24 protein-coding genes and 1 tRNA gene are annotated in these 24,279 nt (G+C 68.2%); 4 read left to right on the forward strand and 21 right to left on the reverse strand.

What is annotated here, in order from left to right; all coding sequences use genetic code 11:
• Positions 1 to 4: 4 nt before the first annotated feature.
• The 7 genes from AC1RU4_RS06805 to AC1RU4_RS06835 form a co-directional block, all read right to left on the reverse strand.
• Positions 5 to 778, reverse strand: a complete 774-nt coding sequence (locus tag AC1RU4_RS06805) for a TatD family hydrolase (RefSeq protein ID WP_492890291.1) — start codon at positions 776 to 778, stop codon at positions 5 to 7.
• A complete protein-coding gene (gene metG, locus AC1RU4_RS06810; RefSeq protein ID WP_492890292.1) occupies positions 775 to 2,331 on the reverse strand; it encodes a methionine--tRNA ligase in 1,557 nt (518 codons plus the stop codon). The genes AC1RU4_RS06805 and metG overlap by 4 nt, the downstream gene beginning before the upstream one ends.
• A gap of 48 nt (positions 2,332 to 2,379) precedes the next feature.
• A complete protein-coding gene (locus AC1RU4_RS06815) occupies positions 2,380 to 3,414 on the reverse strand; it encodes a DNA polymerase III subunit delta' (RefSeq protein ID WP_492890293.1) in 1,035 nt (344 codons plus the stop codon).
• The gene (gene tmk, locus AC1RU4_RS06820) at positions 3,411 to 4,127 is read right to left on the reverse strand and encodes a dTMP kinase (protein WP_492890294.1); all 717 of its coding nucleotides are present in this window, start codon (positions 4,125 to 4,127) and stop codon (positions 3,411 to 3,413) included. Before tmk ends, AC1RU4_RS06815 begins: the two co-directional genes overlap by 4 nt.
• Entirely contained in the window at positions 4,111 to 5,376 is a 1,266-nt protein-coding gene (locus AC1RU4_RS06825) for a D-alanyl-D-alanine carboxypeptidase family protein (protein WP_492890295.1), read from the reverse strand. The genes tmk and AC1RU4_RS06825 overlap by 17 nt, the downstream gene beginning before the upstream one ends.
• Before the next feature lie 95 nt (positions 5,377 to 5,471).
• The gene (locus tag AC1RU4_RS06830; protein ID WP_492890296.1) at positions 5,472 to 6,668 is read right to left on the reverse strand and encodes a septal ring lytic transglycosylase RlpA family protein; all 1,197 of its coding nucleotides are present in this window, start codon (positions 6,666 to 6,668) and stop codon (positions 5,472 to 5,474) included.
• A 430-nt stretch (positions 6,669 to 7,098) separates the two neighbouring features.
• Complete coding sequence (locus AC1RU4_RS06835; protein WP_492890297.1) at positions 7,099 to 7,776, reverse strand: L,D-transpeptidase; 678 nt, start codon at positions 7,774 to 7,776, stop codon at positions 7,099 to 7,101.
• A gap of 140 nt (positions 7,777 to 7,916) precedes the next feature.
• Here AC1RU4_RS06835 and AC1RU4_RS06840 point away from each other — a divergent pair, with 140 nt between their 5' ends.
• Entirely contained in the window at positions 7,917 to 8,819 is a 903-nt protein-coding gene (locus AC1RU4_RS06840; RefSeq protein ID WP_492890298.1) for a LysR family transcriptional regulator, read from the forward strand.
• A gap of 34 nt (positions 8,820 to 8,853) precedes the next feature.
• Here the strand turns inward: AC1RU4_RS06840 and AC1RU4_RS06845 are convergent, their stop codons facing one another.
• The 3 genes from AC1RU4_RS06845 to AC1RU4_RS06855 form a co-directional block, all read right to left on the reverse strand.
• Positions 8,854 to 9,360 carry a DUF1097 domain-containing protein gene (locus AC1RU4_RS06845; RefSeq protein ID WP_492890299.1) on the reverse strand — a complete coding sequence of 169 codons (507 nt, stop codon included), beginning with the start codon at positions 9,358 to 9,360 and terminating at the stop codon, positions 8,854 to 8,856.
• A gap of 70 nt (positions 9,361 to 9,430) precedes the next feature.
• Complete coding sequence (locus AC1RU4_RS06850; protein WP_492890300.1) at positions 9,431 to 10,333, reverse strand: SDR family oxidoreductase; 903 nt, start codon at positions 10,331 to 10,333, stop codon at positions 9,431 to 9,433.
• Between the two features lie 46 nt (positions 10,334 to 10,379).
• Positions 10,380 to 11,132 (reverse strand): SDR family oxidoreductase, encoded by a 753-nt coding sequence (locus AC1RU4_RS06855; RefSeq protein ID WP_492890301.1) that lies wholly within the window; start codon positions 11,130 to 11,132, stop codon positions 10,380 to 10,382.
• Between the two features lie 113 nt (positions 11,133 to 11,245).
• Between AC1RU4_RS06855 and AC1RU4_RS06860 the strand changes: the two genes are divergently transcribed.
• Positions 11,246 to 12,139 (forward strand): LysR family transcriptional regulator, encoded by an 894-nt coding sequence (locus AC1RU4_RS06860; protein WP_492890302.1) that lies wholly within the window; start codon positions 11,246 to 11,248, stop codon positions 12,137 to 12,139.
• Positions 12,140 to 12,191: 52 nt separating this feature from the next.
• Here AC1RU4_RS06860 and AC1RU4_RS06865 read toward each other — a convergent pair whose 3' ends face one another.
• The 9 genes from AC1RU4_RS06865 to gpt all read right to left on the reverse strand — a co-directional run bounded on the left by AC1RU4_RS06865 (position 12,192) and on the right by gpt (position 20,349).
• The gene (locus AC1RU4_RS06865) at positions 12,192 to 13,163 is read right to left on the reverse strand and encodes a formylglycine-generating enzyme family protein (protein WP_492890303.1); all 972 of its coding nucleotides are present in this window, start codon (positions 13,161 to 13,163) and stop codon (positions 12,192 to 12,194) included.
• A gap of 10 nt (positions 13,164 to 13,173) precedes the next feature.
• Positions 13,174 to 14,148 (reverse strand): SphA family protein, encoded by a 975-nt coding sequence (locus AC1RU4_RS06870; RefSeq protein ID WP_492890304.1) that lies wholly within the window; start codon positions 14,146 to 14,148, stop codon positions 13,174 to 13,176.
• Positions 14,149 to 14,253: 105 nt separating this feature from the next.
• Positions 14,254 to 15,957, reverse strand: a complete 1,704-nt coding sequence (locus AC1RU4_RS06875) for an arylsulfatase (protein WP_492890305.1) — start codon at positions 15,955 to 15,957, stop codon at positions 14,254 to 14,256.
• Positions 15,954 to 16,208 (reverse strand): DUF3302 domain-containing protein, encoded by a 255-nt coding sequence (locus AC1RU4_RS06880; protein WP_492890306.1) that lies wholly within the window; start codon positions 16,206 to 16,208, stop codon positions 15,954 to 15,956. The genes AC1RU4_RS06875 and AC1RU4_RS06880 overlap by 4 nt, the downstream gene beginning before the upstream one ends.
• Positions 16,209 to 16,606: 398 nt before the next feature.
• A tRNA-Leu gene (locus AC1RU4_RS06885) sits at positions 16,607 to 16,691 on the reverse strand.
• Positions 16,692 to 17,029: 338 nt separating this feature from the next.
• Positions 17,030 to 18,724 (reverse strand): formate--tetrahydrofolate ligase, encoded by a 1,695-nt coding sequence (locus AC1RU4_RS06890; RefSeq protein ID WP_492890307.1) that lies wholly within the window; start codon positions 18,722 to 18,724, stop codon positions 17,030 to 17,032.
• A gap of 119 nt (positions 18,725 to 18,843) precedes the next feature.
• The gene (locus AC1RU4_RS06895) at positions 18,844 to 19,254 is read right to left on the reverse strand and encodes a DoxX family protein (RefSeq protein WP_492890308.1); all 411 of its coding nucleotides are present in this window, start codon (positions 19,252 to 19,254) and stop codon (positions 18,844 to 18,846) included.
• 84 nt (positions 19,255 to 19,338) lie between these two features.
• Positions 19,339 to 19,830 carry a hypothetical protein gene (locus AC1RU4_RS06900; RefSeq protein ID WP_492890309.1) on the reverse strand — a complete coding sequence of 164 codons (492 nt, stop codon included), beginning with the start codon at positions 19,828 to 19,830 and terminating at the stop codon, positions 19,339 to 19,341.
• Between the two features lie 12 nt (positions 19,831 to 19,842).
• On the reverse strand, positions 19,843 to 20,349 hold the full coding sequence (gpt, locus tag AC1RU4_RS06905; protein WP_492890310.1) for a xanthine phosphoribosyltransferase: 507 nt from the start codon (positions 20,347 to 20,349) through the stop codon (positions 19,843 to 19,845).
• 418 nt (positions 20,350 to 20,767) lie between these two features.
• Here gpt and AC1RU4_RS06910 point away from each other — a divergent pair, with 418 nt between their 5' ends.
• The gene (locus AC1RU4_RS06910) at positions 20,768 to 21,082 is read left to right on the forward strand and encodes a hypothetical protein (protein WP_492890311.1); all 315 of its coding nucleotides are present in this window, start codon (positions 20,768 to 20,770) and stop codon (positions 21,080 to 21,082) included.
• A 31-nt stretch (positions 21,083 to 21,113) separates the two neighbouring features.
• On the opposite strand, the gene AC1RU4_RS06915 is transcribed toward AC1RU4_RS06910, so the two are convergent.
• The gene (locus AC1RU4_RS06915; RefSeq protein WP_492890313.1) at positions 21,114 to 21,446 is read right to left on the reverse strand and encodes a GYD domain-containing protein; all 333 of its coding nucleotides are present in this window, start codon (positions 21,444 to 21,446) and stop codon (positions 21,114 to 21,116) included.
• A gap of 450 nt (positions 21,447 to 21,896) precedes the next feature.
• Positions 21,897 to 22,634, reverse strand: coding sequence for a competence/damage-inducible protein A (locus AC1RU4_RS06920; RefSeq protein WP_492890314.1), 738 nt, complete (start codon positions 22,632 to 22,634; stop codon positions 21,897 to 21,899).
• A 206-nt stretch (positions 22,635 to 22,840) separates the two neighbouring features.
• Between AC1RU4_RS06920 and AC1RU4_RS06925 the strand changes: the two genes are divergently transcribed.
• Entirely contained in the window at positions 22,841 to 24,262 is a 1,422-nt protein-coding gene (locus AC1RU4_RS06925) for a circularly permuted type 2 ATP-grasp protein (protein WP_492890315.1), read from the forward strand.
• Positions 24,263 to 24,279 lie beyond the last annotated feature (17 nt).

The following is a 24,279-nucleotide window of genomic DNA, read 5'->3' on the forward strand; positions in this document are numbered from 1 at the left end:
GAGCTCAATGGGCGCGGGAAAACAGGCGGAAGAAATTGTCGGTGGTCAATTGCGCGATCGCGTCGGGCGACAGGCCGCGCGCATCTCCCAATATACGGGCGGTTTCGACGACATAGGAAGGCTCGTTGCGCTTTCCCCGCCATGGATTTGGCGCCAGATAGGGCGCATCGGTCTCCACCAGCAGCCGGTCGGCCGGCAATTGCGCCGCGATCTCGCGCAGCGGTGCGCCGCTCTTGAAGGTCAATATGCCGGAGAACGACACATAGCCGCCCAGCGCCACCGCCCGGCGGGCAAGATCGGCGCCGGCGGTGAAGCAATGCAGCACGAAAGAGAACGCGCCCTTGGCCGATTCCTCCTCCAGAAGCTGCGCCACGTCGTCATCCGCTTCGCGAGCGTGGATCACCAGCGGCAGGCCGGTCTGTCGCGCCGCTTCGATATGCAGGCGGAAGCCGGCCATCTGATCGCCGCGCGGCGCGTTATCGTAGTGATAGTCGAGCCCCGCCTCGCCGATGGCGACGACCTTGGGATGGTCCGCCGCCGCCAGCAGCTCGGGGAGGGTGACGTCGCGCTCCTCGCCGGCATTGTGCGGATGGGTGCCGACCGAGCAGAACACGTCGTCGAAGCGTTCGGCGATCGCCCTCACCTCGCCCGAGCGCCGCACGCGGGTGCCGATAGTGACCATGCGACCGACGCCGACCGCGCGGGCGCGCGCGACGACGGCATCGATCTCGACGGCGAAATCGGGGAAATCGAGATGGCAGTGGCTATCGACAATCATGCGCTGGCGCTCGCGTCGGGCTCGACATAGCGCGGGAACACCCCGACGGGGGCGGGCAGGATCGTGCCGGCCGCGAGCCGACCCGCCTCCCCCATCGCCTCGAAACCGCGCTTCTCCGCGGGAATCGCGAGGAGATCCAGCAGCTTGCCGGCGCTGTCCGGGATGAAGGGCTGGGCGAGGATCCCGACCTGCCGGATCACCTCCGCCGTCGTCCACAGCACGCTGCCGAAGCGGTCCGGCGCGCTCTTGCGCAGTTCCCAGGGCGCCGAGGCGGCAAAGTAACGGTTGGCATCCGCCACCACCGCCCAGATCACCGCCAGCGCCTGGTGGATCTGCTGCTCGTCCATCGCCTTGCGCACGGATGCCAGCATGGCGTCGGCGCCGGCCAGCATCGTGGCGTCCTCGGGCGAGAGCGTGCCCGGCGCGGGAAGCGCGCCGCCGAGATTCTTGGCGATCATCGACAGCGAGCGCTGCGCGAGATTGCCGAGGTCGTTGGCAAGATCGGCATTGGTACGCGCCACGATCGCCTCGTGGGTATACGAGCCGTCCTGGCCGAACGGGATCTCGCGCAGCAGGAAATAGCGCAGCGCGTCGACGCCATAGGCCTTGGCGAGGTCGAAGGGGTCGATGACGTTGCCGACCGACTTCGACATCTTCTCCCCGCGATTGTGGATGAAGCCGTGCGCGAACACGCATTTCGGCACCGGCAGGCCCGCCGACATCAGGAAGGCCGGCCAGTAGACCGCGTGGAAGCGGATGATGTCCTTGCCGATGATATGCAGGTCCGCCGGCCAGAACCGCTTGAAGGTCTCGCTCTCGGTGTCGGGATAGCCGACGCCGGTGATGTAGTTGGTGAGCGCGTCGACCCACACATACATCACATGGGCGTCGTCGCCCGGCACCGGCACGCCCCAGGAAAAGGTGGTGCGGCTGATGGAAAGATCCTGCAGCCCGCCCTTCACGAAGCTCAGCACCTCGTTGCGGCGGCTTTCCGGGCGGATGAAGTCAGGATGCGCCTCGTAATAGGCGAGCAGCTTGTCCTGATAGGCGGAGAGACGGAAGAAGTAGCTCTTCTCCTCGGTCCACTCGACCGGCGTGCCCTGCGGACCGAGCCGCACGCCGTCGGCGTTCACGCTGGTCTCGTCCTCGGCGTAATAGGCTTCGTCGCGAACCGAGTACCAGCCGGAATAGGCGTCGAGATAGATGTCGCCGGCATCCAGCATCCGCTGCCAGATCGCCTGGCTGGCGGCGATGTGATCGTCGTCGGTGGTACGGATGAAGCGATCATAGTCGACACGAAGCAACTCGTCCATCGCCTTGAAGCGATTAGCATTCTTCGTCGCCCAGTCGAACGGCGTCAGCCCCTGGTTCGAAGCGGTCTGCGCCATCTTGAGCCCGTGCTCGTCGGTCCCGGTGAGGAATCGCACGTCATAGCCGTCCAGCTTCTTGAAGCGGGCGATGGCATCGGTGGCGATCTTCTCATAGGCATGGCCGATATGCGGCGAGCCGTTGGGATAGTCGATGGCCGTGGTGAGGTAGAAGGCGGGTTTCACGAAGCACGATCCTGCGGCAGCCGGACCCGGCGGTCTGCCACCACGCGGTCAGGGACGAACCGCCTCGTGAAGCGACGCGAAGATCCGGAACACAAATGTCTTGCGATCGAGATTGTAGACATCCGCGTCGATCGCGGCGCGGCGAACCTTCTCCCACACCTCCGGCAGGCGTGCAAGGCGCACGCCGGGGCTTTGCACCCTCCCCGTCGCCCGGTCTGAAATCCAGTTCTCGACCGCCGCCATGAAGCTCTCGGCGCCGCCGTCGCGGTCGGCCTGCAGCTTGTCGCCGAGGCTGTGCAGCGCCTTCGGATCGATATGGGGAAGCTGCGCCAGCAGCTCGTTGGTCGCCCGCCGCACCGCGAGCCGGTCGGCGGAGAGCAAAGCCAGAGCCTCGCGCACGCTGCCGCCGCTCGCCTCCGCGGCCTCTCCGAAACGCTCGCGTGCAAGGTCGGGCATATGGCCGGCAAGGTGTTCGAGCGCCTGCATCACCTGCTCCGTCCGCAGGGCGCGCAGTGGCAGCGCGCGGCAGCGCGAGCGGATGGTCGGCAGCAGCCGGCCCGGCGCGTGGCTCACCAGCAGGAACAGCGCGTTCGCCGGCGGCTCCTCCAGCGTCTTCAACAGCGCGTTGGCGCCCTGCGCGTTCATCTCGTCCAGCGTGTCGACGACGCAGACCCGCCAGCCGCCGAGCGCCGCGGTGGAACCGAAGAAGCTGCGCACCCGGCGCACGGTTTCTGCCGGGATAGCAGTAGGTAACTTGCCGGAATCGTTGGGAGTTCGGCGCAGCACCAGCAGGTCGGGATGCGAGAGCGCCGCCACTTGCCGCGATACCGGGTGGTCGGCACCGATCTCCAGCATGCCGGCCGGCGCTCGTCCGCCGGCCAGCGCGAAGCGTGCCAGCCGATAGGCGAAGGTCGCCTTGCCGATGCCTTCCGGCCCGCCGACCAGCAGCGCGTGCGGCAGGCGCCCGGCGTCCCAGGCTTCGCGGACCGACGCCTCCGCGTCGCCATGGCCGATGAGGAAATGATTGGTGCGCGGGGTCGGCGCGGTGCCGAAGCGATCGGCCTCGATGACGGCGTCGCTCATGGCACGTTCCCCTGCACGCTGGCCCTTGCCGGCAGTGCCAGCCGCTCGGCGACCGCGCGCCAGACATCCGCGGCGACGGTTTCAACGTCACGGCGGCCATCGATCACCACGCAGCGCGCCGGCTCCTGCCGCGCCAGCTCCAGGAACGCCTCGCGCAAATGCTTGTGGAAGCTCAGGCTTTCGCTCTCGAAGCGATCGGCGCCGGCGCCCGAACGCGCCGCAGCGCGTCCCAGCCCCTCATCTGCCGGCACGTCGAGGATGATGGTGAGGTTCGGCCGGGTCTCGCCGACCGTCACCGTCTCCAGCGCTCTCAGAATCCCCGCGTCGACCTGGCCGAGCGCACCCTGATAGACACGGGTGGAATCGGCGAAGCGGTCGCAGATCACCCAGCGGCCGGCGGCGAGGGCGGGGCGGATGGTTGCATCGAGATGATCAGCGCGCGCGGCGGCGAACAACGTCGCTTCCGCCAGCGGTCCCAATGGCTTGGCGGCGCCGGAGAGGATGACCTGGCGCAGGATTTCCGCCCCCGGCGACCCGCCCGGCTCGCGGGTGGTGACGACGTCGATGCCTGCCTGCCGCAGGCGTTCGGCCAGAAGCCGCACCTGCGTCGACTTGCCTGCGCCCTCCCCGCCCTCGAACGTGACGAAGCGCCCGGCCCTGGTTCGGCGGGTCGCGCGCGGCCGCAGCGCCACCGGCTCACGACGCGCCGGCATAAGCGCCCTTCAGCTTGCTGTAGCCCTGGCGGGCAAGGCCGACCACCAGTTCGTAGGCTCCGTCGAGCGCGCGGCGCCACAACGGGCCTTGCGCCACGTCCTCGGCCGCGACCAGCGGTACGTCGAGCGCCAGCTGGTCGCCGCGGAACACGCGAAGCCGCCCGAGCTCGGTGCCGGCCGCCACCGGGGCGTCGATCGGGCCCTGATACTGGATCCGGGCGTTGATCCTCTCGTCGCCGCTGCGCGGTACCAGAATGCGGATCGGGGTGCGGCCGACAAGCGGCACGCCGCCGCGCGCGCCGCCATAAAGCGTTGCTTCGCCAACCACTTGGCCCTTGTCGAACAGCAGCTTGGACTCGAAGGCGCGGAAGCCCCATTCGAGCAGCTTGCGCGCGTCCTCGGCGCGCTCCTTGTCGGTCTTGGCGCCCATCACCACGAGGATGAGGCGCTGGCCGTTCTGCACCGACGAGCCGACGACGTTGAAGCCGGATTCCTTGAGATAGCCGGTCTGGAAGCCGTCGGCGCCCAGACTCATGCCAAGCAACGGATTGCGATTGCTCTGGCGGATCTTGTTCCAGAGAAAGTCGCTCTCGGCATAGATCGGGTAAAATTGCGGATAGGTGCGGATGATATGGGTGGCCAGACGCATCATGTCGCGCGCCGTCGTCACTTGATCCGGGTCCGAGAGGCCATTGGAATTCAGGAAGACGGAGTTCGTCAATCCGATCTTCTTGGCTTCGTCGTTCATTTTCTGCGCGAAGGCGAGTTCGTTGCCGGAAATACCTTCGGCCAGCACGATGGTCGCGTCGTTTCCCGAGGGGATGATCGCCCCGCGCAGCAGGTCGGAAACCTTGATCGAGGTGTTGAGCCCGGCGAACATGGTGGCGCCGCCGGAAGGGGCGCCACCACGCCGCCACGCATATTCGCTGACCCTGAACTCGGTATCGAGGGTCAGCCGGCCTTCGCTAAGTTCCCGGAAAACAACGGCTATCGCCATCATCTTGGCAATGCTGCCGGGCGCGGTCCGGGCGTCGGCACCGCGCTCGAACAGCACCGTGCCGCTCTCGTAGTCGACGAGAATCGCCTCCGGCGAGGCGATGGTCGGCGGCTGCGACTGCGCGCGCGCGGGGAGCAGCGCGAGGCCGGAAAACAGCCCGACGGCGAGTATGGTGAGGTGTACGATGAGCCCGATGCGACCGATCGGACCGGGTCCGGCGACGACTTCCGATGACCCGATGCCCGACGACATGTCCGACGACCCTCCGCACAGATCCGAAGAGTTAGCAGCCGGCATCGGCGGGGGCAATCAGCCTCGCCTGCAGCCCGGCCTGACGGCCGTGCGGATCAGTAGAGGCCCTGCCCGGTATTGACCGCGACCGGAGCCTGCGAGGGGGCATAGGTCATGGCCGGCTGCGCGCCGACCACCCAGCCGGCGGCGGCGAGGGACTGCTGGGCCGGACGCGGCGGGGGCGCCATCTGGGCGACCGCCATCGGGGCGGTGGCCGGCGACTTCGGCTTGGCCGCGACGGGGGGCACGGTGACCGGAGCGGCGACCGGCTTCGGGGCAGCCACCGGGGCGGGGGTCGCGGAGGCGGTCTTCACCGGCTTGGCGGCCGGCAGCGGCGCGAAGGCGACCTGCTGGGGCGCCGGCTGCGGCGCGACGACGGCGACCGGCTGCTGGGCCGGGCGGGAGGCGACCCGCACCGGATTGACGGAATAGGCACGCGCCACCACCACCGGCGCGACGACCGGGGCTTCGGCGACGTCCTCGTCGCTGGGCTCGCCGAGCTCGAACGGGCGGCTCGGCGGCAGCGGCACATTCGCCACCGGCGCCGCGGCGGCCAGGCGGGGCAGCACCGGGGCGGCGGAGGCGAGCATCGTGGTCGGGACGACCTGCTGGCCGTTCTCGCGCAGCGTCGAGGCGAGCTGGACGTCGTCGGAGCCTTCCAGCGGCGCGCGGCCGACATATTCCACCCGCACGCGGGCGGTGCCGACGCGCTTGAAGCCGAGCAGGTCGGCGGCGCGCGAGGAGACGTCGATGACGCGGTTGCCGTGATAGGGCCCGCGGTCGTTCACGCGCACCACCATCGAACGGCCATTGGCCATGTTGGTGACCTTCACGTAGCACGGCATCGGCAGGGTGGGATGCGCGGCGGCGATGGAGTGCATGTCGAACACTTCGCCATTCGCCGTCAGGCGACCGTGGAAATCGTCGCCATACCAGGAGGCGAGACCCTCGGCGCGGTACTTGGTGTTCTCGTAGGGGGTATAGACGCGGCCGGCGACGGTATAGGGCTTGCCGACGCGATAGGTGCCGCCGCCCTTGGGAACCGGATCGCCCGGCTTGATCACGCGCGGGCTGGCGGCCACGCCGTATTTTGGATCGATCTTGCTGGAAATCTTGTCGGAGCCGCTGCAATTGGCGACGACAAGCCCGACCCCGACGAGAGCCGCGACGCGGCAGAGTCCCGGAAGACCCGTCAGCGTCCCCTGCGCCGGCTTGCCGCCGGCAGCTCGATCAAGAGCCGATTTCCGCCCCATTCACCCGACCGTTCCGTTGGCATCGCCGCGGCAACCTTTTAAGGCCGGTGCCGAACTCTACTGGCGGATGCGAACCCACTTTCGGGACATCGGTACACGCACCCGATCCCCCACTCCTTATGGCACAGGAGGCTGTCCGAGTGCGGCGAAAATGCGGCCAACATTACAACGTGGTAAACAAACGGTAAGCTGGCGTTCAGGAAAGCCTTGTGTTTTCAGGGCCGGAGGCCGCCCCGGCGCAACACTCCAGGGCAACCTCCCCCGCCGCCTCCAGCCCTCGGACAACGCCCTCGGACACCCGCGCTCGGGCGAGCCCCATCCCGAGAGCCTTGCTCATCCTTCGGTTCGGCCGCTCGAAAGCCGCCATTTTCGCCCTCATGCCCGGGGCGAGCCCGGAGATGAGGGCATATTTGAATTCCCGGTCGGTCCCTCAGGCGACGGGCCCTGCCCCCGCCGGCAGCACCACGACCCGCGAGCCGGCCGGGACGCGCCGGTACAGGTCGATGATGTCCTGGTTCATCAGCCGCACGCAGCCGGACGACACCATGGTGCCGATGGTCCAGGGCTCGGTGGTGCCGTGCAGGCGGTAATAGGTGTCGCGGCCGTCGCGGTAGAGATAGAGGGCGCGCGGACCGAGCGGATTGGTCGGCCCGCCGGCCAGCCCGTCCCGATAGGGGCCGTAGCGCTCCGGCTCGCGGGCGATCATCGACGGCGTCGGCGTCCAGCGCGGCCATTGCGCCTTGCGGGCGATCACCGCCTCGCCCTGGAAGTTGAACGCCTCTTCCCTGCCGACCCCGACGCCGTAGCGGATCGCCCGGTTGCCCTCGCGCACCAGATAGAGGAAGCGCCGGTTGGGATCGACCACGATGGTGCCGGCCGGATCGGTGCCGCGATAGGCCACTTCCTGCCGGAAGAACGCCGGGTCGACATCCGACAGGTCCACCGCCGGTACCGGAAACGGCTCGTCGTCGATCGGCCCGTACATGGCGAGGATGCGCGGATCGATGGCCGAGCTGGCGGCCATCGGGGACGGCGTCCGGCCCTGGGTGGCGCAGCCGGCAAGAAACAGGGGAGCACCGAGGAGGGCGGCACGACGGGTCAGCAGCATGATTGTTGGGGCCTCTGGGTGAGAGTCTCGGAACGTCGGGAGAGCCGAACGCAGCGGCAGCAAGCCTGATGGCCGGCGCCATGTCCATATGTTATGATGTGATTGTGATCATAACCGCTGGATATGAAGATGTGGTGTGAATGGACCTCTCGCTAGCCTTGCGCGCCTTCGTCCGCACGGTGGAGAAGGGGTCGGTCACCGGCGCGGCGCGCGACCTCGCCATCTCGCAGCCGGCGGTGACGAAACATCTGCGCAATCTCGAACGGCATGTGAACGCACGTCTGCTTGAACGCTCGGCGCGGGCCATGCGCCCGACCGCGCAGGGACAGGCGCTCTACGAGGCCTCGCGCACGGCGCTCGCCTCCATCGACGCGGCGCTGGAGGGCGTGCGGCGCGATACCGGGCGGCTGGAAGGCACGCTGCGCCTCTTCGCCCCCGCCTGCCTCGGCGCCCAGTGCGTGCATCCGCTGCTGATGGAGTTCCAGCGGCTTCATCCGGGCATCGCCGCCGATCTGGTTCTCGACAACCGGCAGGTCGACCTCGTCTACGAGAATTTCGACCTCGCGCTGCGCTATGGAAGGCCGGAGGAGCGCGACCTGGTGGCACGGCGGGTCGGCACCGTGCGGCGGGTGCTGGTCGCCTCCCCCGCCCATCTCGCCGCCGCCGGCCCGATCGACACGCCGGAGCAGCTGGCGGCGCGGCCGATCGTGGCGACGACGACGGTGCTGTCCGACCGCGACGGGCTGACGCTGCTGCACGACGCCGGGACCGTCGAGCTGACGGTGCGGCCGCTGCTGCGCACCAATGCGGCGCAGGTGATCGTCGCCAGCCTCAAGGCCGGGCACGGGCCGGGGCCGGTGCAGACGCTGCTGGTGGCGGACGAACTGGCGCGCGGCGAACTGGTGCGGGTGCTGCCGGACTACGAGGTGCGGCCGAGCGAGCTGTTCCTCAGCTTTCCCTCGACGAGGTTCCTGCGCCCGGCGGTGCGGGCCTTCGTCGACTTCATCGTCCCCCGCCTCAAGGAGGTGGAGGGGATCGACTGAGGCGGGCCGGAGCCGGGCTTCCGAGCGCTGCGGCTCAGTGAGGCGCGGCCATGCCGGCCTGCAGCCGCTGCGAAGCCCAGCCCGCGACCGAGCCGAGAGCGCCGGCGCCGCCCAGCTCGGCGAGCGCCGCCACCGACGGCTCGACATGCGCGGCGAAGAAGGCGATGAGGCCGAGGAACCAGGCCGGGATATTGTCGAGCATGCGGATGGCCCGCATCGAGACGACCAGCATCGCCACCACGAAGACGACCAGCGCCAGGGCCCATGGACCCATCATCGGCATCAGTTCCCGCAGGGCGAGGACGGCCATGGCGCCGAACAGAAGCCCGCCGATGAGGCAGAGCCAGGTATGGAGGCCCTGCCGGCCGGAGATCGGCCGGGTGAAATAGGCGACCCAGCCGACGAACATCGCCCAGGGCGCGAGGCCGAGATGCAGACTGGTGAACGCCGCGGTCGAGGCGACCGCCGCCGCGACGGCGCCGAAGCCGACGAATACCAGGGGCGCCTTCCAGCGCGAGGCGGGTGCGGATAAGTCGGTCATTGTGCTTGCTCCTGACGGTTTGGGAGGGGGCGGCCGGAGCGCTGGCCCGTCCGGCCGCCCGATAGGCCGGTCAGCCGGCGACGCGCGGCCCGAGCAGCGCCTGGAGATCGATGTTGCGGTACATCTCGCGGCGCATGCGGTCGGCGACGGCGTTCACCACTTCCGCCCCATCCTGGGACGGGTCGACATGCACCCGGAACGGGCGCTTGCCGAACGGCGTGTCGACCACGCGCACGATGGCGCGGGCGACCTCGGCCGGATCCGCATCGGCGGGCTCGAGGCCGGCGAGGCCCTTGAGGGCCTTGTCGGCGATGCCGGCATAGGGACCGGCCTCATATTCGGCGGCGCGAGCCTCGTCGGCGGGCTTGCCGGAATGGGCGAAATGGTTGGTGCCCTTGGTGAAGGCGCCGGGCACCATGATGGTGGTCTCGATCCCCCACAGCGCGAGCTCGGTGGAATAGGACACCGCGAGCGCGTCCATCGCCGCCTTGGCGGCGAAATAGGGCGAGAGGAAGGGCGGGGTGCCGCCGCGGGTGGAGGAGGAGCCGACCCACACCAGCAGCCCCCTGCCCTGCCGGCGCAGCTGGGGAAGCGCCGCCCGGTTCACCCGCTGCGTGCCCAGCACGTTGACGTCGTATTGCTGCATGAACTGCTCGGGCGTGAACGCCTCGGCGGGGCCGAACACCATGTGGCCGGCATTGTGGACGATGACGTCGAGGCGACCGGCCTCGGCCAGGACATGGGCGACGCCGGCGTCGGCGGACGCGTCGGACTGCACGTCCAGTTCGACGCTGCGCAGATCGGCGCCTTCGGCCTTCGACCATTCGGCGATTTCAGCCACGCGAGCCGCGTTGCGACCCTCGGTTTCACGCATCGAGGCGTAGACGGTATGGCCGGCCTTGGCGAGCGCCTGGGCGGTCATGAGGCCGAAGCCCGACGAGGCGCCGGTGACGAGAACGACATGCTTTGACATGGGGATTGTCCTTCAGGAATGATGGGCTGGCGGGCGGAGCGCGGGATCAGATGATCCCGCCGTTCACGCGCAGGGTCTGGCCGTTGACCCAGCCGCCGTCGGGGCCGACCAGCAGCGAGACGGCCGCGGCGATGTCCTCGGGCTGGCCGAGGCGCTCCAGCGGGGCGAGCTTGGCCAGACGGTCGACGACCTCCTGCGGCTTGCCGTCGAGGAACAGCTTGGTCGCGGTCGGGCCGGGCGCGATGGCGTTGACGGTGATGTTGCGGCCGCGCAGCTCCTTGGCGAGGATGCTGGTCATCGCCTCGACCCCGGCCTTGGTGGCGGCATAGACGCCATAGCTCGGCTGCAGCATGCCGACGACGCTGGAGGAGAAGTTCACGATCCGCCCGCCGTCCCGCAGCCGCCTGGCCGCCTCGCGCAGCGTGTTGAAGGTGCCCTTCAGGTTCACCGCGATCTGGCGGTCGAACAGCGCGTCGCCGCTGTCGGCGATGGTCGCCAGGTTCATGATGCCGGCATTGTTGATCAGCACGTCGACGCCGCCGAAGGCCGCTTCGGTGCTGTCGAACATGCGGCGAACCGCCTCGACGCTGGAGATGTCGGCCTGCGCGGTGACGGCGCGGCCGCCGGCGGCCTCGATCCGGGCGACCAGCGCCTCGGCCGGCGCGGTGCTGCCGGCGTAGTTCACCACGACGGTGAAGCCGTCGCTGGCGAGGCGCTCGGCTACCGCCGCGCCGATGCCGCCCGAGGCGCCGGTGACGATCGCGACCTTGCCGGCGGCTTTGGTGAAATTGGTGGTCATTGTCCTGCTCCTTGCTGTTCGCCGGGTGTCCGGCGGGTGTGATGAGACAATGCCCGTTCCAATGAGCGAGATAATCAGGCATAAATCGGCAACACTATCCGAATAGGCGAACAATGGATCGTTTCGATGCCATGCGGGCCTTCACCCGCATCGTGGAGCGCCGCAGCTTCACCAAGGCCGCCGAGGACCTCGGGCTGCCGCGCTCGTCCGTCACCGATGCGGTGAAGGGGCTGGAGGCGCGGCTGGGGGTACGCCTGCTTCAGCGCACGACGCGCCAGGTCAGCCCGACGCTCGACGGCGAGGCCTATTACCAGCGCTGCCTGGCACTGATCGCCGATCTCGAGGATGCCGAAGGCGCCTTTGCCGGCGCCAAGCCGAGCGGCCTGGTGCGGGTCGACGTGCACGGCACCCAGGCCCGCCACTTCCTGCTGCCGGGGCTATCGCGCTTCCTCGACACCTATCCCGGCATAAGGCTGCATATCGGCGAGGCGCATCAGGCTCTCGACATGGTGCGGGAGGGCTTCGACTGCATCCTGCGCGCCGGCCCGCTGAGCGACAGCCCGCTGATCCGCCGCAAGCTCGCCGAACTGCGCCGGGGCACGTTCGCCAGCCCGTCCTATATCGCGCGGTTCGGCACGCCGCGGACGCCGGACGATCTCGACAACCATCGCATCGTCGGCCTCTTCGCCGCCGATGCCGCCGCCGTCAGCCCGTTCGTCTTTCTCGACAAGGGCAAGGAGCGGCAGGTGACGCCGCCTTCCGTCGTGACGGTGACGGGGGCGGAGACCAACGTGGCCTGCGCCTGCCAGGGGCTCGGCATCATCCAGGTGCCGCGCTACCGCATCGAACCCGAACTCGCCGGCGGCGCTCTGGTCGAGATCCTGCACGACTATCCCCCGACGCGGCTGCCGGTGCATGTGCTCTATTCGCACACGCGCCAGCTCTCCCCGCGCGTGCGCGTCGTCATCGAATGGATGGCCGAGCAGTTCCGGGCACGCGCCGCCTGAACCGGGCCGGCGGCTCAGGATCGACGGGCCGGCATCGTCGTCGCGACGCGGCTCACGCTTCCCGCCGCCGCACGCAGCGAAACCCGATATGGCTCATCGAGCTGTCGACCGGCTCGGCGTGGCGGGCGGCGGGCCGATAGCGTTGGCAATAGCTTGGCGCGCACAGATGCGAGCCGCCCTTGACGACCTTGCGCGGAATGCGGACGGCCGGCTGCGAGGGATCGTAGCTCGCCTCCTCCGGGCCGCCGCGCGGGTTCTGCGGCACGCAGCAGGCCTTCGGCGCCTCCTCGGGGTGGCGCGTCGACCAGAAGTCGGCGGTCCATTCCCAGACATTGCCGATCATGTCGTAGAGGCCGTGGCCGTTCGGCGGGAACGTCTTCACCGGCGAGGTCCGCTCGAAGCCGTCGAGCGCCAGATTCTGGAACGGGAACTCGCCCTGCCAGGTATTGGCCATCTGCCGTCCGCCGGGATTCAGCTCGTCGCCCCAGGCGAACTCGGCGCCGTCGAGCCCGCCGCGCGCGGCGAACTCCCACTCCGCCTCGCTCGGCAGCTCCTTGCCGGCCCAGCGTGCATAGGCCTCCGCGTCGGCATAGGCGACGTGCACCACCGGATGCTCGTCCAGCCCCCTGGTCGACGAGCCGGGGCCATAGGGCCTGCGCCAGGAGGCACGGAAGCGGAACGCCCACCACTGGCTCCAGTCGCGCAGGTTCACCGGATGATCCGGCGGACTGAAGACCAGGGAACCCGCCCTGAGCATCTCCGGCTTCGCTCCGGGATAGTCCTTCGGGTCGGGCGGGGTTTCGGCCACCGTCACGTATCCTGTCGCCTCGACGAAGGCGCGGAACCGGGCATTGGTGACCGGGGCGGCATCGATGAAGAAGCCGGCCACCGTGACGCGATGGGCCGGCCGCTCCTCCGGGTAATGGCGGTCCGATCCCATGCGGAAGGTGCCGCCGTCGATCCAGACCATCTCGTCGGCGGCGGGCGGGGCCTTCGTCAAACGCTGGCGGCTCTCCCGGTTCATGGCACCCTCGTCATTTCGACACGGCCAGGGGAAAGGCCACGGTGACATAGCCCGCGGTACCCTCCAGCCGGTTCACGGCGTCGAACTCGCGATAGACCTTCAGCCGGGCGGAGACCGGCGTCCGCCCGAGCTCGAAATTATAGGCGACGGTTCCGCCCAGGGCCGTGACCTGTCCCTCGAAAGCACCCAGTTTCGCGCCGGGGCCGCTGTCGGCGGTGATCTGGTTGTAATAATAGCCGACCAGACCGACCGAGAGCTGCTTGGTCAGCGCCTTGGTCGCCGCCCATTCGACATGGAACTCGGTGCCGGTCGTGTAGTCGGTCACGTCGTTGGTGCCGTTGAAGGTGAAGCCGGCGGCGGCGGAAAGCTCGATGCCGCTCGACGGATTGAGCCACGTCACCGCGCCCGAGATGTCACCCGCCCAGCGATGGAAGGCGAGATTGGCGATCTCGCCCTCGCGATAGTCGCCGACCGGGATGTTGAGCAGGCCGGTGACGTTCCAGTGCCAGTCGCCCGCGTGCCAGCCGAGCGCCATCGACGCCACGGGGTCGCCGAAGATGCTGGCCGCGTCCTCGACGCCGACCTCGACCGGGGCGAAACCGGCGGGGGCGAGCAGCACGTCGGCGGAGACGTCGGGCCGGCCGAACGGCACGATCACGCCGATGGCGAGATTGCCGCCGAGCACCTCCTGCGGCAGCACCCAGCTTCCGGTCAAGAAGTCCGCCCAGATCTGCGCGCCGACATCGGCGATGATCTGTCCGCCGGCGGGAAAGCGCTTATTGCCGCCGCCGCTGCCGCTGTAGAAATAGACGTCGTTCTGGATGTAGAGGCCCGGCGGCGGGATGTAGCCGGCCATCGGCCCGCGTCCGCCGAGCAGGTAGAAGCCGACGCCGTTCTCGGCGGCGTGGGCGGGCGCGGCGACGGCAAGGAGAAGAGCGCAGAGGGCGGCATGGCCTGCCCGAGCGCGGGTCGATCCGTGAACCATGGCAGCCTACCCCCTCTACCTTTGCCGGCGGGACCCGAGGCCCCGCCCGCTATCGCCGGAGATTCCCAGCCGGCCCGCCTTCGGCGCCGCGCGGCCGCATGGAGGTCACTGGGCCGGGTTGACCGGCGGGGGAAGCATCGGGAATGCCCGTTGCAGCGCCCTTCCGGCTTTGATTTCACGCATTTTCCCTTCCATGACATTCGCCGGATTGAACGAGGGCGGGAAGGAGCGCGGCGGGAACTCGTCGAAGGTGGCCACGAACTTGAACACCTGGTCCATCATCCCGTAGGCGGACCCCACATGGTTGAGCTGCCAGTCCCAGAAGGTGTTGGAGGTGATATCCGCCCGCTCATAGGGGTCCTGCATGAGATTGAAGATCTTCTGCAGCCGCAGCGTGGTGAAGGGCTCGGCCCAAACCTGCATGGTGCCCGGCGCGCGCTGCTCGGAGAAGACGTATTTGTAGTCGCCCTGCCGCATGCCGACGAGAAGGCCGTCGTCGTCCGAGTAGAAGAACTCGGTGCGGCGGCTCTTCGCGTCATTCTCCCGGCCGATCTTGCCGGTGACCGTGGTCAGGAACTGCGATTGGTCGAAGCCGTCAAGGTGGACCTTGTACTCCACGCCGTTCAGCGTGCTGCCGGCCTTGAGCTCCTCGACGATGTTCGTGTCGCCGCCGATCGCCGCCAGCGTCGGAAGCCAGTCGTTGTGGCTCATGATCTGGTTGGTAACGGTGCCCGCCGCGATATGGCCGGGCCAGCGCACCAGCATCGGCACCCGGAAGGCGCCTTCCCAGTTGGTGTTCTTCTCGGACCGGAACGGCGTCATGGCCCCGTCCGGCCAGGTGTTCATATGAGGGCCGTTGTCGGAGGTGTAGACGACGATGGTGTTGCCGGCGATGCCCATGTCGTCGAGCGATTTCAGGATGGTGCCGATGGTGTCGTCATGCTCGATCATGCCATCGATATATTCGCTGTCGCCATGGGTGTACCGGCCGCGATGTTCCGGCCGGACATGCGTGCGAAGATGCATGCGCGTCGCATTGAACCAGACGAAGAACGGCTTGCCGGCGCCGTTCTCGCGCCGCATGAAATCGACGGCCGCGGCGGAGGTTTCGTCGTCGATGGTCTCCATGCGCTTCTTGGTGAGGGGGCCGGTATCCTCGATGGTCTGCTTGCCGACCCTGCCGAAGCGGGGATCGGTCGCGGGATCATCGACGTCGGTCGCCCTGGTCCTGAGAACGCCGCGCGGACCGAATTTCGCCAGATAGGCCGGATCCTTCGGATAGTCGGGAAGCTCCGGCTCCTCCTCGGCGTTGAGGTGATAGAGGTTGCCGTAGAACTCGTCGAAGCCGTTGACCGTGGGAAGCGTGTCGTTGCGGTCGCCGACATGGTTCTTGCCGAACTGCCCGGTGGCGTAGCCGAGACTCTTCATGACCACGCCGACCGTCGGATCCTTCTGGCTCAGCCCCATCGGCGCGCCGGGAAAGCCGACCTTGGTGAGGCCGGTGCGGATGCCGTGCTGGCCGGTGAGGAACGCGGCACGTCCCGCCGTGCAGCTCTGCTCGCCATAATATTGCAGGAAGCGGATGCCCTCGTCGCCGATGCGATCGATGTTCGGCGTGGCGTAGCCCATGACGCCGTCGCTGTAGGCGCTGATATTGGCAATGCCGATGTCGTCGCCGAAGATGACGAGGATGTTCGGCTTGGCCGCCGGCGGCGATGCCGGAGCCTGCTGCGCCGAGCTGACGCTCAGTCCGCATGCGAGACTCGCGGTGACGATCGCCACCGAGGTCAACAATCTTCCGATCCTCATTCTGTCCTCCCTGATTGCGTGCGCTGGAGCGGCACGACGTCGTTCACGGTCGCCCGCTGCCGCAGCACCACCCGGCGAGTGATGTGGCCGGCGGTGACGTGGTCGGTGGAGATGGCGGCGGCAGCCGCGCAGGGATGGCCGCGCCGGCGCGCGACAGGGCCCGGCGCCATGCCGAGGATGATAAAAACGCCGGCCGCCGACCCGATCGCAAGCACGGGGACGACGATGGCGAACACATCCAGAGCCGTCATGACCGACCTCACTTATGACGGCACGCCCTTGCGGAACCTAAGCCCCGATTGCGCGCATGGCGATCGGCGGGATTGGGAATCTCAAGGCTCCACCTGAACCATACCGCACGGAAACGGCAAAAAGTCCACGCGCGCCTCCCCTTTCCACAATCCGTTACCGAATATCGTGAAAGTAACAAACTGCCTCCGAGGGGTATATTCTTCGAATTTCATAGCATCGTGAAGAAACGCTTCCCGGTGGGCGGATTTCCATTGGGGATCGCGGGGTACCGGCTCGGGCCGGTCCTGCCCTCCGGCCAAGCGGGCGGTACCGTCGAGCGCGCGGGCCCACGCCTGGCAGTTCGACCGGGAAGAGACGGGCACGCCCGTCGCGGCGGGACGCATACCCGGCAAAGAGATGGTGCGGGCGGCCGGAATCGAACCGGCACTCTGTTAAGAAACGAATTTTAAGTCCGTTGCGTCTACCAGTTTCGCCACGCCCGCATATAGTCAGCGTATAATTCGGCAAGAACCGGATGACAACAAAAATTACGGAATTGCCTATCCGGCGGCGCTATCGACCCTATTGCGGGACGCCGTTTTATTTTCCCTGACGTTCATTACCAATATATCAAGCAAATTGCTGGCGTGAACGACATGGAAACACTCGATCATTTCAATGATCGCGCGCCGATGCTTGGCGCCTTCCCCTATATCCGCACCGGCGTGGAGCCGGAAACGGACATCGGCCTGCCGGTCTCGCCACGTCCCCGCCCAAGGGGCTGCCCAAGGGACCGCCCAAGGGGCCGCCGCGCGCGGATACTGGAGGCGCCGCCCTCTCCTCAGCTCAGCCCGGCGATGAAGCCAGTCTCGTCGACATAGATGTTCTCCGCCGCCGGATGCGAGGGCAGGCCCGGCATGGTCATCACGTCGCCGCACAGCGCCACCACGAAGCCCGCCCCCGCCGACAGCCTGACCTCGCGCACCGGCAGCACGAAGCCCTCCGGGGTGCCGCGCAGGCCGGGATCGGCGGAGAAGCTGTACTGCGTCTTGGCCATGCAGATGGGCAGGTCGCCATAGCCGAGCCCTTCGAACTCGCCGAGCCGCTTGAGCGCGGAACTGTCGAAGGCCACCGAGCCGGCGCGATAGATCCTGTGCGCGATGGTGTCGATCTTCTGCACCAGCGACAGGTTGGAATCATAGAGCGGCCGGAACGCGGACGGCCCGTCGGCGAGCCGCACCACCGCCTCGGCGAGGCCGAGCGCGCCGGCCGAGCCCTCCGCCCAGTGCGAGCACAGATGCACCTCGGCGTCCACCGCGGCGCAGGCGTCCTCGATGGCGGCGATCTCGGCCGGGGTGTCGGAGGTGAAGCGGTTGATCGCCACCACGACCGGCAGGCCGTAGGACTTCATGTTCTCGATATGGCGCACCAGATTGCCGGAGCCGACGCTCACCGCCGCCGGGTTCGAAGGCCCGAGATCCTTGTGGGCGATGCCGCCATGCATCTTCAGCGCCCGCACCGTGGCGACGATCACCACGGCGGACGGGGCGAGCTCCGCCTGCCGGCACTTGATGTCGAGGAACTTCTCCGCCCCGAGATCGGCGCCGAACCCGGCCTCGGTGACCACGTAGTCGGCGAGGCCGAGCGCGGTGCGGGTGGCGATCACCGAATTGCAGCCATGGGCGATGTTGGCGAAGGGACCGCCATGGACGAGGGCCGGCGTGCCCTCCAGCGTCTGCACCAGATTGGGCTGGAAGGCGTCGCGCAGCAGCGCCACCATCGAGCCGGTGACCTTCAGCTCGGCGGCGGTGATCGGCCGGCGCGCGCGCGTCTGCGCCACCACCATGCGGCCGAGCCGCTCCTCGAGGTCGTCGAAGGAACGGGCGAGGCAGAAGATCGCCATCACCTCGGAGGCGACGGTGATGTCGAATCCGTCCTCGCGCGGGAAGCCGTTGGCCGGCCCGCCCAGGCCGACCGTGACATGGCGCAGCGCCCGGTCGTTGAGGTCGACCACCCGCCGCCAGTTGATGCGGCGCGCGTCGATATCGAGCGCGTTGCCCCAGTAGATGTGGTTGTCGATGGCGGCGGCGAGCAGGTTGTGCGCGGCGCTGATGGCATGGAAGTCGCCGGTGAAATGCAGGTTGATGTCCTGCATCGGGATGATCTGCGCCCGCCCGCCGCCGGTGGCGCCGCCCTTGGCGCCGAACACCGGCCCGAGGCTCGGCTCGCGCAGCGCGATGGCGACCTTGTGCCCGGCCCGCGCCAGCGCGTCGCCGAGACCGATGGTGGTGGTGGTCTTGCCCTCGCCCGCGGGGGTCGGGTTGATGGCGGTGACCAGGATCAGCTTGCCGTCGGCCCTGGCCTCGGCGACGCGGGCGACCTCGAGCGCGATCTTCGCCTTGACATGGCCATAGCGGAACAATGCCCGCGGCGGCAGGCCGAGCCGGGCACCGACCTCCTCGATGGGAACCGGGGTGACGGAGGCGGCAATGGCCGCATCGCTGTTGGGATCGATCTTACGTGCGCCCCGTTCCATCACCGCTCCCGCTATCCAATTCCCGCCGCCTTAGAGCATGATCGTGCGAACATGCTCAAGGCCGTCGACCCGCGCCTGACCTCTCGTCGTCCCGGCGATCGCGCACGGCTGCAGGAGCCTCAGGCCGCGCGGGTGCGTTCGCCGAGAATGGCGACGAGCATCATTCCGCCGATGACGCTGACATGCTCCATCACGAAGAAGAATTCGAGCTGCGCGCGCTCGCCTTCCATCGTCCAGAAATGGTGGGCGATCGGAATGGTAAGCACGGTGAAGATGCCGAACGCGCCCGCGCCCAGCCAGGTCGCGCGGTTGAGCAGGATGAGCGCCGAGCCGACGATCTGGGTGACGATCGTCAGCACGGCGAAGAACCAGGGCGGGTTGAGCCCGAAATGCGCCATTTCCGCCACGGCCGCCGGGAAATCGACCAGCTTGGCGATGCCGCTGCCGAGGAACGGAACCACCAGCAGGAGGCGCGCGAACAGGAAGGTGACCGGCGATCGCAGGATCGCTGAAACGATGGCGGGCGTCATCGGGGAATGCCTTGTCCCAGGAGTTGCAGGGAGACAAGCTCGAATAGCGTAACGGCCTCGTGATTGCGAGGGGTTCGGATACCGTTATTGACGCCGGGGAAAGCTGCGGCTGCCGGCGAGCGGCGCCGCCGGATCGGCCGGGTTCGAGCCGGAAGAGGGCGGCTCGGCGGCCGGGCCGTCGGCCTGGGCACTCCCGGCCGGTACCTCGGCGGCGGGAGCCTCGTCCGGCTCGGCATCGTCCGCTTCCCGCGCGGCCTTGGCCTCGGCGATGAAGGCGGCGGCATTCTTCTTCGCCTCCCTCACCGAATCGCCCAGCTCGCGGGCGAAGCGGTCGAGGTCGAGTCGCAGCCCGCCGAGCGAGGGGCGCTCGGTTTCCGACGCATAGGCCACCATGCGCAGCGACAGGCCGAGATCGGAGACGAGGTCGGACATGAAGCCGTCGGCCAGCTCGTGCTGGTCGGCATAGGCCATCAGCATGTCGTAGAGCGCGGCGCGGTGGGTGTCGTAGAGCTCGTCATAATCGTCCGGCACGTCGTCGTCGGGCGGCGGGTTGCCGTAGAATTCATTGCCGCTCATCGCGGGCACTCCTCAGGCGACGCCGTCGCGGATGGGCGGCTGGAAGGACAGGCCCATGTCCCAGGGGAAGTAGATCCAGGTATCCTGGCTCACTTCGGTGATGAAGGTGTCGATGACGTCGCGCCCGAGCGGCTTGGCATAGACGGTGGCGAAATGCGCCTTGGGCAGCATGGCCCGAACCAGGCGCGCGGTCGAGCCGGTGTCGACGAGGTCGTCGATGACCAGAAGGCCGCGCCCGCCCTCGCCCGCCGCATCCAGCACCGTCTGGGCGATGGGCTTCAGCACCAGCGTCTCGCCCTGGTTCTTGTAGTCGTGATAGGAGGCGATGGAGACGGTCTCGATCAGGCGCAGGCCGAGCTCGCGCGCCACGATCGCCGCCGGCACCAGCCCGCCGCGGGTGATGCAGACGAGGCCGCTATACGGACCGAATCCCGACAGCCGCCAGGCGAGCGCCCGCGCATCGCGGTGGAACTGGTCCCACGAAACGGGAAACGCCTTCTGCTGACGTTCATCGGACATGTCGTGCCTCCTTCCGGCGGACGTGCGCGCCGGCGCTTGCGCGGATCAATAGCGGGTGTGGCGGCGCGGATGAAGGGGGCGTTTCGCGGAAATCGCGGGAGGCTCGACAGGATAGGCGGGCAGGACCGCCGGGTCACCGGCCTGCGCGGGCCGATCCGGCGGCGATCGTCACGTCGTACGCGCCCGGCGACAGTCGGTGCGGAGCGGAGGATGACGCCGTTCCGGGCCTTGAGCGCTTGCGCCGGAAGCCGACGGCAGGGCCGAGCCGGATGGTGCGGGCCGTGGCGATGCCGCTTTGGCCCGGCCGGCACCGGCCGTGGCGAGAGCCGTCCGGCGAGCCGGACCTCTTGCCCGCGCCCCCGCCTGCGCCATGATGGAGGGCGGGTCACCCGACCGCCCTCCTCTTCCGGGGCCGCCCATGCAGCACATTCTCTCCGCGTTTTCCGCCCTCGACCCGTTCATCGCGCTCGGCGTGTTCGTCGCCACGGCGGCGACCGATGCCTGCTACGTGGCCTTCACCTCGGCCGTGGTGGCGCGCAAGCGGCTCTCCGCCGCCAACTGGTCGAGCGTCTGGTACATGCTCTCGTCCTTCGCCGTGATCAGCTACACGGAGAACTGGGTGTATGTGGTCTTCGCCGCCGTGGGATCCTGGGTCGGCGCGTTCCTGTCGCTGACCCTGCTGCATCGGCCGGGACAGGCGCCGGCGCCCATCGGCTCCTCCCCGCCGGAGTAGCGCGGCGACGGGGCCCGAACCGGACCCGAAGCTATTTGCCGGGCAGCTTGTATTTCTTCGCCGCCTTGCCGGCGGCGGCGAAGACTTCCTTGGCCTCCGCGGCGGTGAATGCTTCCGTCGTCTCGTTGTCCGTTATGCCGCCGGCGGCGGCCGCCGCCAGGATGAAGGCCGACGCCTCCTGGGCATTGGCCGCCTCGGTAATCACCAGGAAATCGTAGCGACCGAGGGTGACGTAGAAGTGCAGCAGCTTCGCGCCGCTGGCCTCCACCAGATTGCGGACGGCCGGCAGGCGATCCTCGGGGTGGGCGACGAGGTTCTTGATGGACTCGGCCGAGTAGCGGCCGCGCGTGACGTAAATCGGCATCGGACTTCCTCCCAGGTGCGACCGGGGCTCTCAAGCGCCGGTAACGGGGTCGACGGTGATCCCCGGCACTGCTTCCGTCATCTGCTGATTGCGCCCAGTGCGCTGGTCGGGAGCCCCACATCGCTGGTCGGAACGTAATGGCGGGCTGGCCGATCATTACCCGGCAGCACGTCCGGCCGGCCTCCGCCCGACGGGTCTTGTCGCGCTGCGGGCGGGACGCGGTCCCCGGCGACGCCTATGCAGCTCAGTGACGGATCAATTGGGCCGTCGCACCGATGCCTCTGCGCAGACGATGCCGGGTGCGCGGAGACGCGACGAATCGATGGCCGCCGGTCCGGGCGTCCGCGTTTCGAGGTCTGGATGATCGGCGCCGCAGGAGACCGACGCTCGCCCTAATGAGACCGTGCGGCCACGGCGTTGAACGGCGGCCTCGCTTGGGAAGCCGCCCCCTCACCTCACCAGCGCCGCCAGCATCGCCCGCACGTCCGCCACCGCGGCGGCGAGCGGGGCGGCGTCGCGCGAGCGCACCACGAGATTGGTGTTCGGCCGGCCGAGCTCGTCGGCGAAGGGATAGGAGCCGATCGACACATCCGGGTGCGCCTTGGCGACCGCGGCGAGCGGGCCGCCAATGTCGCCCTCCTTGGCGTCGGCCCGCAGAGTCTCCGACAGCATCACCCGGCCGGTCTTCAGCTTCGGCGCCACCTCGTCCAGCATCGCCTGCATGATCGAGGGCACGCCCGCCATGACGATGACGTTGCCGATCCAGAAGCCGGGCGCCTTGGAGATCCTGTTGGCGACCAGCGCCGCCCCGTGCGGGATGCGCGCCATGCGCAGGCGGGCCTCGTTGAGGTCGGCCTCGGGGATGCGCTCCAGCAGCATGGCGCGGGCCTCCTCGTTCACCGAGATGTCGACGCCGAACGCCCTGGCGACGCTGTCGGCGGTGATGTCGTCATGGGTCGGCCCGATGCCGCCGGTGGTGAAGACATAGGTATAGCGGGTTCGCAGGGCGTTGAGCGCGGCGACGATCTCCGCCTCGACGTCGGGCACCACCCGCACCTCGCTCACATCCACGCCGATGGCGGTGAGATATTCGGCGATATAGCCGATATTGCGGTCCTTGGTGCGCCCCGACAGGATCTCGTCGCCGATGACCAGAATGCCCGCCGTGATCGTTTCCTGCGCGCTCATGCACCGATTCCTTGCCGATCGCGGCGTATCGGGCGCCGCATTCGCCGCAAATGCGCGCAAACTCCGCCGCAGGCAAGGGCAGCGAGCCTTCCTATTGGGCAAAATCGAGCCATTCCACGCAATATCGTCGTCGGTACCCGGCCCCCCCTTCCGCTGGCACGGCGTTTGTAGCTAACTTGCCTGAGTTGGGGAGTGAATTTGCCACGATGACGGTCGCGTTCGACGAAATGACCAATGCGGACGGCAGCGTTCGCGCCGCCTACACCGCCCTCGCCCGCTGGCTGAGCAACGTTCCGCCCGACGTGCTCGACTATCGCCGCAAGGAAGCCGAGTTCATCTTCCGGCGGATCGGCATCACCTTCGCGGTCTATGGCGACAGTGACGCCCAGGAGCGGCTGATCCCCTTCGACATCATCCCGCGCATCCTGACCGGCGGCGAATGGACCCGCCTGTCGCGCGGGCTGGAGCAGCGCACCAAGGCGCTGAACCTCTACATCAAGGACGTCTATTCCAGGCGCGACATCCTCAAGGCCGGCATCGTGCCGGAGGATCTCGTCTACCAGAACCCGGTGTTTCGCCCCGAAATGAACGGCCAGAAGGTGCCGCACGATCTCTATGTGCACATTGCCGGCATCGACGTGGTGCGCATCGACGCCGACACGTTCTACGTGCTGGAAGACAATGCCCGCACCCCCTCCGGCGTCTCCTACATGCTGGAGAACCGCGAGATCATGATGCGGCTGTTCCCAGAGCTGTTCGCGGAGAACCGCGTCGCGCCGGTGGAGAACTATGCCGACGAATTGCTGGCGACGCTGAAATCGCTGGCGCCGACCACCGCCACCAGCGACCCCGTGGTGGCGGTGCTCACCCCCGGCATCTACAACTCGGCCTATTACGAGCACTCCTTCCTCGCCGACAAGCTGGGCGTCGAGCTGGTGGAAGGGCGCGACCTGTTCATCAAGAACGACGTCGTCTACATGCGCACCACCGAGGGGCCGAAGCGCGTCGACGTGATTTATCGTCGCCTCGACGACGACTTCCTCGACCCCCTCGCCTTCCGCCCGGACAGCGCGCTCGGCGTGCCCGGCCTGATGAGCGCCTACAATGCCGGCAACGTCACGCTGACCAATGCGGTCGGCACCGGCGTCGCCGACGACAAGGCGGTCTACAGCTACATGCCGGACATCATCCGCTTCTATCTCGGCGAGGAGCCGCTGCTGAAGAACGTGCCGACCTGGCGCTGCCGCGAGCCGGACCACCTGAAATACGTGCTCGACAATCTGCACGAGCTGGTGGTGAAGGAAGTGCACGGCTCCGGCGGCTACGGCATGCTGATCGGCCCGCGCGCCGACAAGGCGCAGATCGAGCTGTTCCGCGCCAAGCTGAAGCAGGACCCCAACAATTTCATCGCCCAGCCGACGCTGGCGCTCTCCACCTGCCCGACCTTCGTCGACGAGGGCATCGCGCCGCGCCATGTCGACCTGCGGCCCTTCGTGCTGACCGGCTCCGACCGCACCCGCATCGTGCCGGGCGGGCTGACGCGCGTCGCCTTGCAGGAAGGCTCGCTGGTGGTGAATTCCAGCCAGGGCGGCGGCACCAAGGATACCTGGGTTCTGGAGGAAAACTGAGGCCGGCGCGTCGCGCA

The organism is Ancylobacter sp. GW821-FHT10E12 (genome assembly GCF_058809335.1).